Origin of the sequence: Paracoccus chinensis, assembly GCF_900102885.1 — a bacterium.
In the GTDB taxonomy this organism is placed as follows: Bacteria; Pseudomonadota; Alphaproteobacteria; order Rhodobacterales; family Rhodobacteraceae; genus Paracoccus; species Paracoccus chinensis.
On the sequence record NZ_FNGE01000018.1, the window covers coordinates 1 to 15,742 of the forward strand.

The window sequence follows — 15,742 nt, forward strand, 5'->3', positions numbered from 1 at the left end:
CGATGGCGGGCGGGGCGGTGAGGGCGATGGCGGGGGCCGGGGCACGGAGGATTGAGCCGACAGCCCGCGCGCTGCGCGCAGATGGACCCCCGCATGGCGCAATTGCGCCGGCGGGCGGATTGCCCTTAGCCTGCAGGCATGGCGATCCTTTACACCCATCCCGCGTCGGAACGGCACGTCACGCCGCCCGGTCACCCCGAGCAGGTTGCCCGCCACGCGGCGGTGCTGGAGGCGCTGGCCGGGCTTGACCTCGACCGCCGCGAAGCGCCGCTGGCCGCCGAAGCCGACGTCCTGCGCTGCCACCCCGCGCGTTACCTCGCTCGGCTGAAGGCAGCGGTCCCGGCGCAGGGGCAGGTGGCGCTGGACGCGGACACCTGGCTTTCCCCGGGCAGCATGGAGGCCGCGCTGCGGGCCGTGGGCGCGGCCTGCGCGGCGGTGGATGCGGTGCTGGCAGGTGAGGACACCCATGCCTTCGTCGCCATGCGCCCGCCGGGGCATCACGCCGAACGCGAGACGCCGATGGGCTTCTGCCTGCTCGGCACCGCCGCCATCGCGGCGAAACGGGCGCTGGACCACCACGGGCTGGACCGCGTGGCGGTGCTGGACTTCGACGTGCATCACGGCAACGGCACGCAGGACCTGCTGTGGGACGAGGGGCGCGCCTTCTTTGCCTCGACCCACCAGCTGCCGCTTTATCCCGGCACCGGCCGGGCAAGTGAGACCGGCGCGCATGGGCAGGTGATGAACATTCCCCTGCCGCCCGGCTCGGGCGGAGCGCAGGCACGAGCCGCGTGGCGGCAGGTCACGGAGCGGCTGCGCGCCCATGCGCCGCAACTGGTCATCATCTCGGCAGGCTTCGACGCCCATGCGGCGGACCCGCTCGCCTCGCTGGAATGGGAGGACGATGACTTTGCCGCGATCACGGCCATGATCTGCGACGCGGCAGGCGCGGCCCCGGTGGTCTCGGTGCTGGAAGGCGGCTATGATCTGGCCGCGCTGGGCCGGTCGGCCCGCGCCCATGTCACCGCGCTGCAAGGAACCGCCTCATGACCGACGCCGAAATCGACGGGATGTCCTTCGAGGACGCGATGAAGGAACTCGAATCGGTCGTAGGCAAGCTGGAACATGGCGAGGCGACGCTGGAGCAGTCCATCGCCCTTTACGAACGCGGCGCGAAGCTGCGCGCTCATTGCGAGCGCCGGCTGCGCCAGGCCGAGGAGCGGGTCGAGAAGATCATGCTCGCCGCGAATGGAGAGCCCAGCGGGACCACCCCGGTCGAAGGGCTGTAAGCGTGGAGCACAGGCTGGAGGAGGTGCAGCGCGCGGTCGCTGCCGCCGTCGAGGCTGCGCTGGCGGACCTGCCGCAGGGCGACCTGACGGAGGCGATGCGCTATGCCGCCACGGGGGGCAAGCGCGTGCGGGCCTTCCTGGTGCTGGAATCGGCGCGGCTGTTCGGGGTCGAGGACCTCAGCGCGATTCCGGTCGCCGTGGCGGTGGAACTGCTGCACGCCTACAGCCTTGTCCATGACGACCTGCCGGCGATGGACGACGACGACCTGCGCCGGGGCCAGCCCACCTGCCACGTCCGCTGGACCGAGGCGACGGCGATCCTTGCCGGCGACGCCCTGCAGACGCAGGCCTTCGCCCTGCTCACTGACCCGGTGATCGGTCCGGCCGAGGCGCGGATCGCGCTGGTGGCGCGGCTGGCCGAGGCCTCGGGCGCGCGCGGCATGGTCTGGGGTCAGGCGCAGGACATCGCGGCTGAGACGGCGGGCACTCCGCTGGATCTTTCCGCCATCGAGGCCCTGCAGCACGCCAAGACCGGCGCGCTGATCCGCTTTGCCGCGACGGCCGGGGCGATCATCGGCGGCGCCGATCCCGCGCCCTTGCAGGCTTATGCCGAAAACCTCGGGCTCGCCTTCCAGATCGCCGATGACATCCTCGACGTGACCGCCAGCGCCGAGCAGACCGGCAAGCGCACCGGCAAGGACGAGGCGGCGGGCAAGGCCACCTTCGTGTCCCTGCTGGGGCTTGACGAGGCGCGGGCGCGGGCCGCCGAGATGGTCGCGCGGGCCGAAGTCGCCTTGGACCCCTATGGCGAGAGGGCCGGAAACTTGCGGGCCTTGGCGCGTTTCGTTATCCACCGCAGAACCTGAGACCGACCGCCTCCGGGGGGTCCGCCCGCCCGGAAGGGGCCAGCCCATGACCGACACGACCTCGCGTCCCGCAACGCCGATCCTCGACCGCGTCGCCTCGCCCGCCGACCTCAAGGCGCTGAGCGACCGCCAGCTTCACCAGATGGCCGACGAATTGCGCGCCGAGACCATCAGCGCCGTCAGCGTGACCGGCGGCCACCTGGGCGCGGGGCTGGGTGTGATCGAGCTGACGGTGGCGCTGCACGCCGTCTGGGACAGCCCGCGTGACAAGATCATCTGGGACGTGGGCCACCAGTGCTATCCCCACAAGATCCTGACCGGCCGGCGCGACCGCATCCGCACCCTGCGGATGGAAGGGGGGCTGTCGGGCTTCACCAAGCGGTCGGAAAGCCCACATGACCCCTTCGGGGCGGGCCATTCCTCGACCTCCATCAGCGCGGCGCTGGGATTCGCCGCCGCCCGCGACCTCGGCGGCGATCCGGGCGACGCCATCGCGGTGATCGGCGACGGCGCCATGAGCGGCGGCATGGCCTTCGAGGCGATGAACAACGCGGGCCACATGGGCACGCGGCTGTTCGTGATCCTGAACGACAACGAGATGTCGATCGCCCCGCCGACCGGGGCGCTGTCCACCTACCTGACGCGGCTTTACACCCAGGGGCCGTTCCAGGAACTGAAGGCCGCAGCCAAGGGGGCGGTCAGCCTGCTGCCCTCGCCCATGCAGCAGGGCGCCCGTCGCGCCAAGGAGATGCTGAAGGGCATCACCATCGGCGGCACGCTCTTCGAGGAGCTGGGCTTTTCCTATGTTGGCCCCGTGGACGGCCACGACCTCGACCAGCTTCTGCCGCTGCTGCGGACGGTCAAGGCGCGGGCCGACGGGCCGGTGCTGATCCATGCGGTGACGAAGAAGGGCAAGGGCTACGCCCCGGCCGAGAACGCCGCCGACCGGGGCCATGCCCGCGCCAAGTTCGACGTGATCACGGGCGAGCAGGCCAAGGCCAAGTCCAACGCCCCCAGCTACACCAGCGTCTTCGCGAAATCCCTGATCGCCCAGGCCGAGCGCGACGACCGCATCGTGGCGATCACCGCCGCCATGCCGGATGGCACCGGCCTGAACCTGTTTGCCGACCGCTTCCCCCGGCGCTGCTTCGACGTGGGCATCGCCGAGCAGCACGCCGTGACCTTCTCGGCCGGCCTTGCCGCCGGGGGGATGCGGCCCTTCTGCGCGATCTATTCGACCTTCCTGCAGCGCGGCTATGACCAGGTCGTGCATGACGTGGCGATCCAGCGCCTGCCCGTGCGCTTCGCCATCGACCGCGCCGGGCTTGTCGGCGCCGATGGCGCGACCCACGCGGGCGCCTATGACGTGGGTTTCCTCGCCAACCTGCCCGGCTTCGTCGTCATGGCCGCCGCCGACGAGGCGGAACTGGTCCGCATGGTGGCGACCGCCGCCGCGCTGGACGACCGCCCCTCGGCCTTCCGCTTCCCCCGCGGCGAGGGCACCGGCGTCGATCTGCCCGAGCGCCCCGAGCCACTGGAAATCGGCCGCGGCCGCATCGTGGCCGAGGGCGCACGCGTGGCGATCCTGTCCTTCGGCACCCGGCTGTCCGAGGTCCTGCGCGCCCGCGAATCGCTGGCCGCGCGCGGCCTTGCCCCCACTGTGGCGGACGCCCGCTTCGCCAAGCCGCTGGACCGCGAGCTGATCCTGCGGCTGGTGCGCGAGCACGAGGCGCTGATCACCATCGAGGAGGGCGCCATCGGCGGCTTCGGCAGCCATGTGGCACAACTGCTGGCGGAAGCAGGCATCTTCGACCGCGGCTTCCGCTTCCGCAGCATGGTCCTGCCCGACACCTTCATCGACCACGCGAGCCCCGAGGCGATGTACCGCGCCGCCGCCATGGACGCGCCGCAGATCGAGGCCAAGGTGCTGGAGGTTCTGGGGGTGGCGAGGCTGGACAGATACGCATAACCTGTGATTGTGAGGGCGATTATCTCACAACTCCGGGTTAACGATGAAGATTGCCGTCTGCTTTTTCGGCCTGTCCCGCGCGCTTGCCACGACCCATGAAAGCATCGCCCGGAATGTCATCGAGCCCTGCCGCAGGCATGGCGAGACGGTGACGCTGGCGCATCTCTACCATCAGGCGCGGGTCCAGAGCGCAAGATCCGGCGAGAACGCGGACCTGGACCCGGACGACTACCGGCTGCTGGATCTCGACGCGGTTGCGTTGCGCTTCACGGTGCCGTCGCAGCTCGCGGGCATCCTCGAGGACATGAAGCCCCATGGGGATGCCTGGGACAACGGCTTCTCGAGCCTGAGCAACCTCATCCGCCAGCTCTATTCCCTGTCGGCTTCCTTCAAGATGGCGCAGTTGCATGATCCGGACATCGTGCTGTTCTGCCGTCCGGACCTGATCTACCACGACAGCCTCGAACCGGTGCTGGAGACGCTTGTGCAGGAAAAGGGCGACCTGGTCGCCCTGCCCGACTGGCATCACTGGAAGGGCGGCTACAACGACCGCTTTGCCCTGTGCCGGGGTATCCGGGCGGCGCAGGCTTATGCCGAGCGGCTGCACGTCGTTCACGACTATGTCGCCCGGAAGCGGAAGGCGCTGCACTCGGAAAGGCTGCTGCGCTTCGCACTGGAAAGGGCGGGCATCCCGACCATGGTGTTTCCCCAAAGGGCAAGCCGCGTACGTGCCGGCGGCCTGCTGGTCGAGGAAAAGTTCTGGAAGTCGAAAGCCAGCAAGCTTCCCTATCTGCAGGACCCCTTGCCGGAGATTCAGGCGACCTGACCAGACCCTTGCGATGCGCCATGCCTTTTGGCCGGACAGGCGGTGCAACTCCGGCCCGCTCTCATGCCCGTGTTGGCGGCCCGGCTCATTCATCATGGCGGCAGGGCAGGTGATGGGGCATCCTTTCCCGGCCATTGCCTGACACCCGAGGTTTTCCATGCGCCTTGTCGCCGTTCTTGCCCTGACGCTCTCGCTGGCCGGCCCCGCCGCCGCGCAGACCATGCTGCCCACGCTTTACGACGTGACGGGCGTCAAGGCGGACGACGTGCTGAACATACGGGCAATGCCGGACGCCTCCTCCTCGATCCTGTCCGAGCTGCCGCATGACGCCACGGGGGTCGAGGTGATCGAGACGCGGTCGGGCTGGGCGCGGGTCAACACCTTCGAGCGCTCGGGCTGGGTCAACATGCGCTATCTCAAGGAACGCCCCGACGTGTGGAGGAAGGGCGAGATCCCGGCGACGCTGAACTGCCTGGGGACCGAGCCCTTCTGGACGCTGCGGCAGGTCGGCAACAACATCGTCTACGAGACGCCCGAGCAGTCGCGCCCCCTGCAGCGGCGGGTGGTGGTGGACAACCCTGCCCGGCGCGAGCCCGCCCGCAGCATCGTCGCGGGCGATGACAACGGGCGGCTGACGGTGGTGCTGACGCCTGCGCAATGCACAGACGGGATGTCGGACCGCTTCTTCGGGCTGTCGGCGACGCTGCTGTTCGAGGGCGCAGGCCAGGCCACGCGGATGGAGAACGGCTGCTGCCGGATCACGCCCTGACGGATTCCTCGGCCAGGATCGCGGCCAGCCCGCTGCGATAGTCGGGGTGGATCAGGCGGATGCCGAGGTTGTGCTTGATCCGGTCGTTCGAGACGCGCTTGCTTTCGGCATAGAAGCTGCGCGCCATGGGCGTCATCTCGGCAGTGGCGAAATCCTCGGCGGGTGGAGGAGGCAGGCCCAGCAGGCGGGCTGCATGTTCCAGCACGTCCTCGGGCGGGGCCGGGTCGTCGTCGCAGAGGTTATAGATCGCGCCGGGATCGGGGCGGGCAATCGAGGCCGCCAGAACCTGCGCGATATCCTCGGCATGGATGCGCGAGAACACCTGGCCCGGCTTGATGATGCGCCGGGCGGTACCGTTGCGGACCTTCTCGAAAGGGCCTCGTCCGGGGCCGTAGATCCCGGCAAGGCGGAAAATGTGCAGCGGCAGGCCGTGGTCTGCGGCCAGCGTCTGCCAGCCCGCTTCCGCCGCCACGCGGTCGCGCCCCCGGCGGGTCGAGGGCGCGAGGTCCGAATCCTCGTCCACCCACTCCCCCTGCCGGTCGCCATAGACGCCGGTGGTGGACAGATACCCGAGCCAACGCGCGGGGCTTGCCGCGATGGACGGGCCGAAGTCGCGCAGAGCGGGGCATTCGCCCCCATCCGGCCCTGCGCTGATCAGGATTGCGTCGGCGTGGGCGATCTCGGCGCGGACCGCATCTTCCTCGCCGGGCCAGTGCAGGGGGGTGGCACCCGTGGTTGCGACTCGGGCGGGATCGTCGCGGCTCGTGCCGGTGACGGACCAGCCTTGCGGCACAAGCCGCCGAGTCAGGAAGCCTGCGGAATAGCCGTGTCCCAGCACCACCAAGCGCGGGCTCATGGCCGGGAAAGCCCCAGCACCTCGGCCCCGATGGCAAAGGAACGCGCGCGCGCCTCGGGATCCCAGATGTTGCCGGTCAGGATCAGCTCGTCGGGCTTGTAGCGGGCGACCATCGCGTCGATCTGCGACTTCACCGTCTGGGGGGCTCCCACGGCGCTGACGCTCAGCACCCGGTCCACCATCGACTGGTATTGCGCGGGCACGACCATATCGAGGTCGTCCACCGGCGCGGGCAGCAGGCCGGGATTGCCGGTCCTGAGCCGGAAGAACTGGATCTGCGAGCTGGTCCGCAGCCTGCGCGCCTCCTCGTCCGTGTCCGCCGCGATCAGGTTCGCCGCCAGCATGAAGCGCGGGCTGTCGCCCCAGGGTCCCGGCTGGAAGCGGTCGCGGTAAAGCGCCACCGCGTCGTCCAGCGCGTCGGGGGCGAAATGCGAGGCGAAGGCGTAGGGAAGGCCCAGCGCCGCCGCGAGGCTCGCGCCGTAAAGCGACGAGCCGAGGATCCAGACCGGCACGTTCGTTCCCTGCCCGGGATGGGCGGCGACCGCCGCACCGGGCCGCTCGGGGCCGAAGTAATGCAGCAGCTCGACCACGTCGTTGGGGAAATCCTCGTTGCGCGACTGGCCGCGCCGCAGCGCGTGCATCACCGCCCCATCGCCGCCGGGCGCGCGGCCGAGGCCAAGGTCGATGCGCGGGCCGTGGATGGTGGCAAGCGTCCCGAAGGCCTCGGCCACCGCCAGCGGTGCGTGGTTCGGCAGCATGATGCCGCCCGCGCCAATGCGGATGGTCCTGGTGTGATCGGCGATATGGCCGATCAGCACCGCCGTCGCGGCGCTGGCGATGCCGGGCATGTTGTGATGCTCGGCCAGCCAGAAGCGCTTGTAGCCCTGCGCCTCCGCCGCCTGTGCCAGCTTCACGCTGCTGGCGATTGCAGCCTTTGCATCCGAGCCCTCGGGCACCGGCGCGAGATCGAGAATAGAGATGTCCATGCCCCCGAGATAGGCGTCCCCTCCCCGTCTTGCCAGTGTCACGGGCCCCTGACACTCTCGGGGTCAAAGGAGCCTGCCCATGGACCAGATGTCCCGCCTCTTGCCCGTCGAGACCCCCGAGCCGGTCGGGCGCGAATATTTCGACGACCCCCATGCGGCCGTGGAACGCCTGATCGAGCTTTACGACCGCGCCACGGGCTGGCTGCTGGACCGCTTTGTCGGCACGCTGCGGGGCGGACCGCCCCCGGCCGCGCGCTTCCGCGCCTTCTACCCCGAGGTCCGGCTGACCACCTCGAGCCACCAGCAGGCCGATTCCCGGCTGGCTTTCGGCCATGTCACCCTGCCGGGCAGCTACGGGGCGACGATCACGCGGCCCGACCTGTTCCGCGACTACCTCACGCAGCAGATCGGCCTGCTGATCCGCAACCACGAGGTGCCGGTCTCGGTGGGGGAAAGCGAGACCCCGATCCCGGTGCATTTCGCGGTTGCCACGCAAAGCGACCTGAACGTGCCGCAGGAAGGCGTGCTGGACTATTCCCTGCGCGACATCTTCGACGTGCCGGACCTCGTGACGATGAACGACGACATCGTGAACGGGGTGGCCGACACGCTGCTGGACGGGACGCGCCACCTTGCGCCCTTCACGGCGCAGCGGGTGGATTACTCGCTGGCGCGGCTGGCGCATTACACGGCGACCGCGCCGGACCATTTCCAGAGCTTCGTCCTGTTCACCAACTACCAGTTCTACGTGGACGAGTTCGAGGCCTTCGCCCGGAAGGCCTTGGCCGACCCCGCCTCGGGCTACACCTCCTTCGTCGGTCCCGGGAACCACATGATCGAGCGGCCCGACGACGCCTCGGTGCCGGTCGCCAAGACCCCGCAGATGCCGGCCTATCACCTCAAGCGGCCGGACGGGCAGGGGATCACGCTGGTCAACATCGGCGTGGGGCCGTCGAACGCCAAGACCGCGACCGACCACATCGCCGTGCTGCGGCCCCATGCCTGGCTGATGGTCGGCCATTGCGCGGGGCTCAGGAACAGCCAGCGGCTGGGGGACTACGTACTCGCCCACGCCTATCTGCGGCTGGACCACGTGCTGGACGACGACCTGCCGGTCTGGGTGCCGCTGCCGACGCTGGCCGAGGTGCAGGTGGCGCTGCAGGAGGCCGTGGCCGAGATCACCGAGCTCGACGGCTTCGAGCTGAAGCGGATCATGCGCACGGGCACCGTCGCCACCATCGACAACCGCAACTGGGAACTGCGCGACACGCCGGTCCACCGCCTCAGCCTCAGCCGCGCCATCGCGCTGGACATGGAAAGCGCCACCATCGCCGCCAACGGCTTCCGCTTCCGGGTGCCCTATGGCACGCTTCTGTGCGTCAGCGACAAGCCCCTGCATGGCGAGTTGAAGCTGCCCGGCATGGCGACCGACTTCTATCGCACGCAGGTGTCCAGCCATCTGCTGATCGGCATCCGCGCGATGGAGAAGCTGCGTGCCACCCCCGTCGAGCGGCTGCATTCCCGCAAGCTGCGGTCCTTCCACGAGACCGCCTTTCTGTGACCTCGGGTCCGGAAAGGCCCTTTTCGGGCCATCTGCCGCCATCCGGCGCAAGGAAGGGCCGAAAAGGGCTTGAAATATTGAGGCAAACGGGCTGTAGCAGGGCCATGCCAGCTTGACTGGCGCCGGATATGCCCGCCAGAACGCGCGCGCCCAACGAGGAGACAGGTTCCAATGGCCCAAGCCGCCCCCGCCAAGCCCATGACCAAGACGCAGCTGGTGGCTGCTCTGGCCGAGGAAATGGGCAGCGACAAGAAGACCGCATCCGCGGCGCTGGACGCGCTGGGCGCGCTGGTTGCCCGCACCGTCGCCGAAGGCGGCGCGCTGACGCTGCCGGGGATCGGCAAGGTCGCCTGCCGCGCCCGCCCCGAGCGCCAGGTCCGCAACCCGCAGACCCAGGAAATGATGACCAAGCCTGCCGACAAGGTGGTCAAGGTCACCATCGCCAAGTCGCTGAAGGACAGCGTCAACGCCTGATCCGTTCAGAGCTGCTGAAAGAAAAGGGGGGTCGCGCATGGGCGCGGCCCCTTTTTGCAAGGAGAGACGGTGAAGCCGGGGGGAAGTGGGGAATGAACGTCACGGTCGATGAGGCACTGGCCCAGGCGGGCGCCGGGCGCTTCCAGCGCCGGCTGATGGGGATCTTCGGGCTGGTCTGGGCGGCCGATGCCATGCAGGTCGTTGCGGTGGGTTTCGCCGCGCCCTCGATCGCCGCCAGCTTCGGCGTGGACATGCCCACCGCCCTGCAAAGCGGGACGCTGTTCTTCCTGGGAATGTTCTTCGGCGCCACGCTCTTTGGACGGCTCGCGGACCGGATCGGGCGGCGCAACGTCCTGATCGTGACCGTGGCCTGCGACGCGGTCTTCGGCATCGCCTCGGTCTTCGCGCCCGATTTCGCCTGGCTTCTGGGCCTGCGCTTCCTGACGGGCATGGCCGTGGGCGGCACGCTGCCCGTGGATTACGCGATGATGGCCGAGTTCCTGCCGCCGAAGAACCGGGGCCGCTGGCTGGTCTGGCTGGAAGGCTTCTGGGCCTTGGGCACGCTGGTCGTCGCACTGACCGCCTGGGCCGCGGCAAGCCTTGCGCTCGCCGCGCCGTGGAAACTGATCTACCTGGTCGCGGCCCTGCCCGCCTGCCTCGGGATCTTCCTGCGCCTCTGGGTGCCGGAATCGCCCATGTACCTGCTGCGCCGGGGCCGCGAGCCCGAGGCCCGCGCCATCCTCAACCGTATCCGCATGGCGAACGGGGCGCCCACGCTGCCGCCCAAGGCGCGGCTGGTCCTGCCGCCCGCGGCGCCCGCGCCACAGGGCGGCATCTTCGCCGCGGGGCTGGCGCGGACCACGCTGGCGGTGCTGACGGTGTGGTTCCTCGTCTCGCTCAGCTACTACGGCGTCTTCGTCTGGCTGCCTGGGAAGCTTGCGACGGAAGGCTTCGGCTTCGTGCGCGGCTACGGCTTCCTTGTCATCCTCGCCCTGGCGCAGTTGCCCGGCTATGCGCTGGCCGCCTGGGGGGTCGAGGCCTGGGGGCGGCAGCGGACGCTGAGGATCTTCCTGGTCCTTTCGGCGCTGGGCTGCCTGCTGTTCGTCACGGCCTCGACCGGCGCGGTCGTCGCAGGCGCGCTGATGCTGATGAGCTTCGCGCTGCTGGGCACCTGGGGCGCGCTTTACGCCCTGACGCCCGAAATCTATCCCACCACGCTGCGCGCGACCGGCATGGGGATGGCCGGCGCGCTGGCGCGGCTCGGCGGACTTGCCGCGCCCTCGCTGATGGCAGCGCTGGCCACGCGCGACTTCAACGCGATGATCGGGCTGTTCGCTGCGCTGCTGGTACTGGCGGCGGCGCTGTCCTTCGGCATCGGACGAGAGACGCGAGGCGCCTCGATCGCCTGAGGGCGGCCGTGCCTGCCTAGGGCTGGACGAAAACGCGCGAGGGATGCACCTCGCCGCCCATGTAGCGGCCGATGGCGACGGCGCGGCCCTCGTGGCTGACCCAGACCTCGGCGCCGTAATCGGCCACGCCGAGCACCTGCCCCGGATTGCCGTTCCCCAGCCTCAGCGCGCCCTGGTCGGTCGCGCGCATCTCGGGCAGGTCCAGCGCCGACTGGATCGGCAGCAGCGCCGCGTCGAGCTCCGCCTGCGCCGCCCGGTCCACCCGGTCGAAGGGGATCGCGTCCGTCACGTCGAAGGGGCCCGACCAGACCCGGCGAAGGGATTGCACATGGCCGAGACAGCCCAGCGCCCGGCCGAGGTCACGGGCGATGGCGCGGACATAGCCGCCCTTGCCGCAGACGAGGTGCAGGTCGGCCTGATCCTCGCGCGCTTGGGTCAGCGTCAGTTCCTCGACCCACAGCGGCCGGGCAGCCAGCGTGAACTCCTCGCCCTCGCGGGCGAGGTCATAGGCGCGGGCACCGTCCACCTTGACCGCCGAGACGGCAGGGGGGACCTGCAGGATCTCGCCGCGGAAGGCGGGCAGGGCGGCCTCTATGGCCTCGGCCGTGGGCCGCGCGTCGGTCCGGCGCAGCACTTCGCCCGACGCGTCGTCCGTCGAGGTCTCGGAGCCCCATGTGATCGTGAAGTCATAGGCCTTCAGCGCGTCGGTGAGGTAAGGCACGGTCTTCGTGGCCTCGCCCAGCGCGACCGCCAGCAGCCCCGTCGCGTCGGGGTCAAGCGTCCCGGCATGGCCCGCCTTCTTCGCGTCCAGCGCCCAGCGTACGCGCCCCACCACGTCGGTCGAGCCGACCCCCGCGGGCTTGTCGATCAGGAGCCAGCCCGAGATGTCCCGTCCCTTTTTCCGTGCCATCTACGATCCGCTCACATAGCCGATGATGGGGCCCATCCGCCGGCCCCAGTCGGCGCGGCGAATACCGGGCGCATAGAGCCGGCTGATCGAGCCGTCGAAATACAGCGCGTTGCGCGCGCCAAGCTCGTCCCGGAAGAAGCGGGCGAACTGGTGGAAGGTCACGGGCGCGTCCGAGATCGCGAACCACGCCGTCTGCATGTCGCGCGACACGCCCACGCCGTTGCGAACATAGCGGCTGTCGCTCTGAGGCAGGAAGCGCGGGTGCAGCTCGCCCTCGATGACGAGCAGGGGGCCGGATTGCGTGGCTAGCCGGCATTTCGGCTCAAGCTTCGCGAAGCGGCGGCTCTCGATCACCTGGAAGGGCGCCTTGGCGCCGACGCAGAAGACGCCGTTCGGCAGAAGGCCGAAGTTGCCCCCGCCCCCTGCCGTGACGACCTCGCCCGCTTCCTCGGTGTCGGACCGGAACAGCCCCACCGGCGCGTAATCGGGATGGTACATCCCGGCGTTCATCGCGAAGCCCAGCACCTCGCCCGCTCCCAGCGTCCCGCGCACGCCGCTGAAGTCGCCCAGCGGCTTGCCGTCCGGGCCGTTCAGCCACAGCCGTAGCCCGTCCTGCCGGTCGGCGGTGACGGTGCAGAGGGAATAGCGCGTGCCCTCGAACTCGCGCGTTTCGCAGATGTCGGCCATGGCGGGCAGCGTCATTGCCACCAGCGCACCGACCGCCAGCCCGAGCCGGCGCTTGAAGCTACCGATCATCGTCCGGGTCGGCCTCGGCCTCGAAGTCCTCGTCGCCCTCGACGTCGCGGCGCACCCGCTCGTCGGCGAAGATGCGGCGGGTGTCGTCCATGCGGTCAAAGGTTTCGTCCAGCACGAAGCGCAGGTTCGGCGCGTATTTCAGCGACATGTCCTTGGCGACCAGGTGGCGCAGCTCGCGCGTGTTGCGGCGCAGTGCGGCCAGCGCCTCCTCGGCGTCGTGGCCGCCCAGGGGCAGGACATAGGCCGTTGCCACCTTGAGGTCGGGCGATGTCCGCACCTCGCCCACGGTGATCGAGTGGCGGTTCAGGTCCGGGTCGTGCACGTCCCCGCGCAGCAGCACGTCCGAAAGCGTGCGGCGGATCAGTTCGCCCACCCGCAGCTGGCGCTGCGACGGGCCGGGACCGGTGTTGAAGCGATTGGAAGCCATGCGCCCCATCTAGGGGGTCGCGGTGTTTCCCGCAACGGGCTAGACCGCCGGGAACAGCGGAGGTGAGCGATGAGCGCGGAGCAGAACAGGCCGGGGATCGTGGTCGCGGGCGTCTCGGGGCGCATGGGGCGGATGCTGGTGCAGGCGGTGCTGGAGTCGGGCGACTGCCGTCTGGCTGGTGCGCTGGAACGCGAGGGCCACGCGTGGGTCGGGCAGGATCTTGGCACCGCGATGGGCGGGTCGGCCCTGGGCGTGACCGTCACCGATGATGCGGTGGCGGCCATCGCGCAGGCGCAGGGACTGCTGGACTTCACCTCTCCGGCGGCGACCGTGGCTTATGCGGAACTGTGCGCGCAGGCGCGGGCGGTGCATGTGATCGGCACCACGGGGCTGTCCGAGGATGACCTGCGCCGCATCAAGGCCGCCGCCCGCCATGCCCCCATCATCCGCGCGGGCAACATGAGCCTTGGCGTCAACCTGCTGGTCGGCCTGACCCGGCGGGTGGCGGCGGCGCTGGGCGAGGACTGGGACATCGAGGTCGTCGAGGCCCATCACCGCCACAAGGTCGATGCGCCATCAGGCACCGCGCTGATGCTGGGCGAGGCCGCGGCCGAGGGACGCAGCGCCACGCTGGACGACCTGCGCGTGCCCGCACGCGAGGGCATGACCGGCCCGCGCAAACCCGGCAGCATCGGCTTCTCGGCGATCCGCGGCGGCGACGTCGTGGGCGAGCATGACGTGATCTTCGCCGCGGCGGGCGAGCGGGTGGTCCTGCGCCATCTTGCCACCGACCGCGCCATCTTCGCGCGCGGCGCCCTGCGGGCCGCCCTGTGGGGGCAGGACAAGGGCCCGGGCGAGTACGACATGGCCGACGTGCTGGGGCTCTGACCTTTGCGGGACATCATCCCGCAATAGCTTGGCCATGCCGCAGGATTCCCGCGTGGTGCTGCAGCGCAGCGCAAGTTTATCGGGCAATCCCGTCATCTGGGCGAATATCCTTGCGGCAACAGGTCGCAGGCGGCGCAAGATCAGCAGCACATTTCCGCCGATCCGCATGATCCTTCCCCAAATGTCCTTTGGGGAAGATCGAGCCATGAAGATCGTCGTTCTGGGTGCAGGTGTCATCGGGGTGACGAGCGCGTGGTATCTTGCCCGCGCGGGCCACCAGGTCACGGTGGTGGACCGCCAACCCGCCGCCGCGATGGAAACCTCGTTTGCCAATGCGGGCGAGATCTCGCCGGGCTATTCGACGCCTTGGGCCGCGCCCGGCATTCCGCAGAAGGCGCTGCGCTGGATGTTCCAGCGCCATGCGCCGCTGGTGCTGCACGCCTCGGCCGATCCCCAGCGCATCGGCTGGATCGGGAAGATGCTGCGCAACTGCACGGCGGATGCCTATGCCGTGAACAAGTCGCGCATGATGCGGATCGCCAACTATTCGCGCGACTGCCTTGGTGCCCTGCGGGCCGAGACGGGCATCCATTATGACGAGCGGACGCGCGGCACGCTGCAGGTCTTCCGCGACGCCTACCAGCTCACGGCCGTGCAGAAGGACATCGAGGTCCTGCGTGCGGACGGCGTTCCCTTCGAGATGCTGGACGCCGAGGGCTGCGTCGCGGCCGAGCCGGGGCTCGACTTCTCGCGCCACCTCCTCGCGGGCGGGCTCCGGCTGCCCATGGACGAGACAGGCGACTGCCATGTCTTTACCCAGCGCCTTGCCGCGCTGGCCGAGGCTGAAGGCGTGAAGTTCCTCTACGAAACCTCCATCGACCGGCTGGAAGGATCGTCATCGCGCATTACCGCCGTGCAGACCTCGGCCGGCCGGCTGGTGGCGGACGGCTTTGTCGTGGCGCTGGGCAGCTATTCGCCCGCGCTGGTCGCGCCCTTCGGGATGAAGCTGCCGGTGCACCCGGTGAAGGGCTATTCGCTGACCCTGCCGATCGTGGACGAGTCGCGTGCCCCGGTGTCCACCGTCATGGACGAGACCTACAAGGTCGCGATCACCCGGCTGGGCGACCGCATCCGCGTGGGCGGGCTGGCGGAACTCGCGGGCTTCGACCTGTCGCTGTCGCCGCGCCGACGGGCGACGCTGGCGAAGTCGGTGGGCGAGCTCTTCGGCGGCGCGGGCGATCTGGACCGGGCGAGCTTCTGGACAGGCCTGCGCCCCATGACGCCCGACGGGACACCCATCGTCGGCGCAAGCCCCATCGGCAACCTGTGGCTGAACACCGGTCACGGCACGCTCGGCTGGACCATGGCGGCAGGCTCGGGCCGCGTGCTGGCCGACCTCATCAGCGGCCGCACCCCCGAAATCAAGAGCGACGATCTCGGTTACGCCCGTTACCAGCGCCGCAAGGCGCGGGTCGCCGTGGGAGCGGTGCAGGCGGCCTGAGGTCAGAAGTCGACGGCGAGGCCCTTGCGTTCGTAATCGCCGTAGCGGACGGGTTCCGGCCCGTCCCGGCCGCCCAGTTCGGGCGGCAGATCCAAGGGCGCGGCCTTGCGGCGCCGCTCCTCGGCCTCGGCCAGTGCGCGGCGGGCGGGCGGGGGCAGATGCGCCCATTCGGGGCGGTCCTCGGGCAGGAGGGTGGGATCGGCAGGCTCGGTCATGGAAAACCCCGCGCTGGTTGGGTAATGCTGTCCTTCACCT

At 69.8% G+C, this 15,742-nt stretch carries 17 protein-coding genes; 11 read left to right on the forward strand and 6 right to left on the reverse strand.

The genetic code is table 11. The annotated features are described in order from the left end of the window. Positions 1 to 138 precede the first annotated feature (138 nt). The 6 genes from BLQ03_RS14575 (at position 139) to BLQ03_RS14600 (ending at position 5,719) form a co-directional block, all read left to right on the forward strand. Positions 139 to 1,050 carry a histone deacetylase family protein gene (locus tag BLQ03_RS14575; protein ID WP_090757063.1) on the forward strand — a complete coding sequence of 304 codons (912 nt, stop codon included), beginning with the start codon at positions 139 to 141 and terminating at the stop codon, positions 1,048 to 1,050. Further along, a complete protein-coding gene (locus tag BLQ03_RS14580; protein WP_090757064.1) occupies positions 1,047 to 1,289 on the forward strand; it encodes an exodeoxyribonuclease VII small subunit in 243 nt (80 codons plus the stop codon). The genes BLQ03_RS14575 and BLQ03_RS14580 overlap by 4 nt, the downstream gene beginning before the upstream one ends. Positions 1,290 to 1,291: 2 nt before the next feature. Beyond that, positions 1,292 to 2,155, forward strand: a complete 864-nt coding sequence (locus tag BLQ03_RS14585) for a polyprenyl synthetase family protein (RefSeq protein ID WP_090757065.1) — start codon at positions 1,292 to 1,294, stop codon at positions 2,153 to 2,155. A 46-nt stretch (positions 2,156 to 2,201) separates the two neighbouring features. Continuing rightward, the gene (gene dxs / locus BLQ03_RS14590; protein ID WP_090757066.1) at positions 2,202 to 4,124 is read left to right on the forward strand and encodes a 1-deoxy-D-xylulose-5-phosphate synthase; all 1,923 of its coding nucleotides are present in this window, start codon (positions 2,202 to 2,204) and stop codon (positions 4,122 to 4,124) included. Positions 4,125 to 4,167: 43 nt separating this feature from the next. After that, positions 4,168 to 4,950 (forward strand): hypothetical protein, encoded by a 783-nt coding sequence (locus BLQ03_RS14595; protein ID WP_090757067.1) that lies wholly within the window; start codon positions 4,168 to 4,170, stop codon positions 4,948 to 4,950. Between the two features lie 157 nt (positions 4,951 to 5,107). After that, entirely contained in the window at positions 5,108 to 5,719 is a 612-nt protein-coding gene (locus BLQ03_RS14600; protein ID WP_090757068.1) for a COG3650 family protein, read from the forward strand. On the opposite strand, the gene BLQ03_RS14605 is transcribed toward BLQ03_RS14600, so the two are convergent. Then, the gene (locus BLQ03_RS14605; RefSeq protein ID WP_090757069.1) at positions 5,709 to 6,575 is read right to left on the reverse strand and encodes an SDR family oxidoreductase; all 867 of its coding nucleotides are present in this window, start codon (positions 6,573 to 6,575) and stop codon (positions 5,709 to 5,711) included. The two genes, BLQ03_RS14600 and BLQ03_RS14605, sit on opposite strands and share 11 nt — an antisense overlap. Further along, positions 6,572 to 7,561 (reverse strand): LLM class flavin-dependent oxidoreductase, encoded by a 990-nt coding sequence (locus BLQ03_RS14610; protein ID WP_090757070.1) that lies wholly within the window; start codon positions 7,559 to 7,561, stop codon positions 6,572 to 6,574. Before BLQ03_RS14610 ends, BLQ03_RS14605 begins: the two co-directional genes overlap by 4 nt. A gap of 79 nt (positions 7,562 to 7,640) precedes the next feature. Here BLQ03_RS14610 and BLQ03_RS14615 point away from each other — a divergent pair, with 79 nt between their 5' ends. The 3 genes from BLQ03_RS14615 to BLQ03_RS14625 all read left to right on the forward strand — a co-directional run bounded on the left by BLQ03_RS14615 (position 7,641) and on the right by BLQ03_RS14625 (position 11,005). Then, a complete protein-coding gene (locus BLQ03_RS14615; RefSeq protein WP_090757071.1) occupies positions 7,641 to 9,122 on the forward strand; it encodes an AMP nucleosidase in 1,482 nt (493 codons plus the stop codon). 171 nt (positions 9,123 to 9,293) lie between these two features. Next, a complete protein-coding gene (locus BLQ03_RS14620; RefSeq protein ID WP_090757072.1) occupies positions 9,294 to 9,596 on the forward strand; it encodes an HU family DNA-binding protein in 303 nt (100 codons plus the stop codon). Between the two features lie 92 nt (positions 9,597 to 9,688). After that, positions 9,689 to 11,005: an MFS transporter gene (locus tag BLQ03_RS14625; RefSeq protein ID WP_090757073.1), complete on the forward strand. Its 1,317-nt coding sequence runs from the start codon at positions 9,689 to 9,691 to the stop codon at positions 11,003 to 11,005. Positions 11,006 to 11,021: 16 nt separating this feature from the next. Here BLQ03_RS14625 and truB read toward each other — a convergent pair whose 3' ends face one another. Genes truB through rbfA form a run of 3 tightly spaced genes read right to left on the reverse strand, consistent with a single transcriptional unit; the run spans position 11,022 to position 13,098 of the window. Next, a complete protein-coding gene (gene truB / locus BLQ03_RS14630; protein ID WP_090757074.1) occupies positions 11,022 to 11,915 on the reverse strand; it encodes a tRNA pseudouridine(55) synthase TruB in 894 nt (297 codons plus the stop codon). Beyond that, positions 11,916 to 12,617 carry a phosphodiester glycosidase family protein gene (locus BLQ03_RS14635; protein WP_245688941.1) on the reverse strand — a complete coding sequence of 234 codons (702 nt, stop codon included), beginning with the start codon at positions 12,615 to 12,617 and terminating at the stop codon, positions 11,916 to 11,918. Positions 12,618 to 12,660: 43 nt separating this feature from the next. Then, positions 12,661 to 13,098 (reverse strand): 30S ribosome-binding factor RbfA, encoded by a 438-nt coding sequence (gene rbfA / locus BLQ03_RS14640; protein WP_090757076.1) that lies wholly within the window; start codon positions 13,096 to 13,098, stop codon positions 12,661 to 12,663. A gap of 69 nt (positions 13,099 to 13,167) precedes the next feature. On the opposite strand from rbfA, the gene dapB reads away from it, so the two are divergent. Continuing rightward, the gene (gene dapB, locus BLQ03_RS14645) at positions 13,168 to 13,986 is read left to right on the forward strand and encodes a 4-hydroxy-tetrahydrodipicolinate reductase (RefSeq protein WP_090757077.1); all 819 of its coding nucleotides are present in this window, start codon (positions 13,168 to 13,170) and stop codon (positions 13,984 to 13,986) included. Positions 13,987 to 14,020: 34 nt separating this feature from the next. Beyond that, complete coding sequence (locus BLQ03_RS14650) at positions 14,021 to 15,487, forward strand: D-amino acid dehydrogenase (protein ID WP_342672026.1); 1,467 nt, start codon at positions 14,021 to 14,023, stop codon at positions 15,485 to 15,487. A 2-nt stretch (positions 15,488 to 15,489) separates the two neighbouring features. Here the strand turns inward: BLQ03_RS14650 and BLQ03_RS14655 are convergent, their stop codons facing one another. Further along, positions 15,490 to 15,702, reverse strand: coding sequence for a DUF1674 domain-containing protein (locus BLQ03_RS14655; RefSeq protein ID WP_090757079.1), 213 nt, complete (start codon positions 15,700 to 15,702; stop codon positions 15,490 to 15,492). Positions 15,703 to 15,742 lie beyond the last annotated feature (40 nt).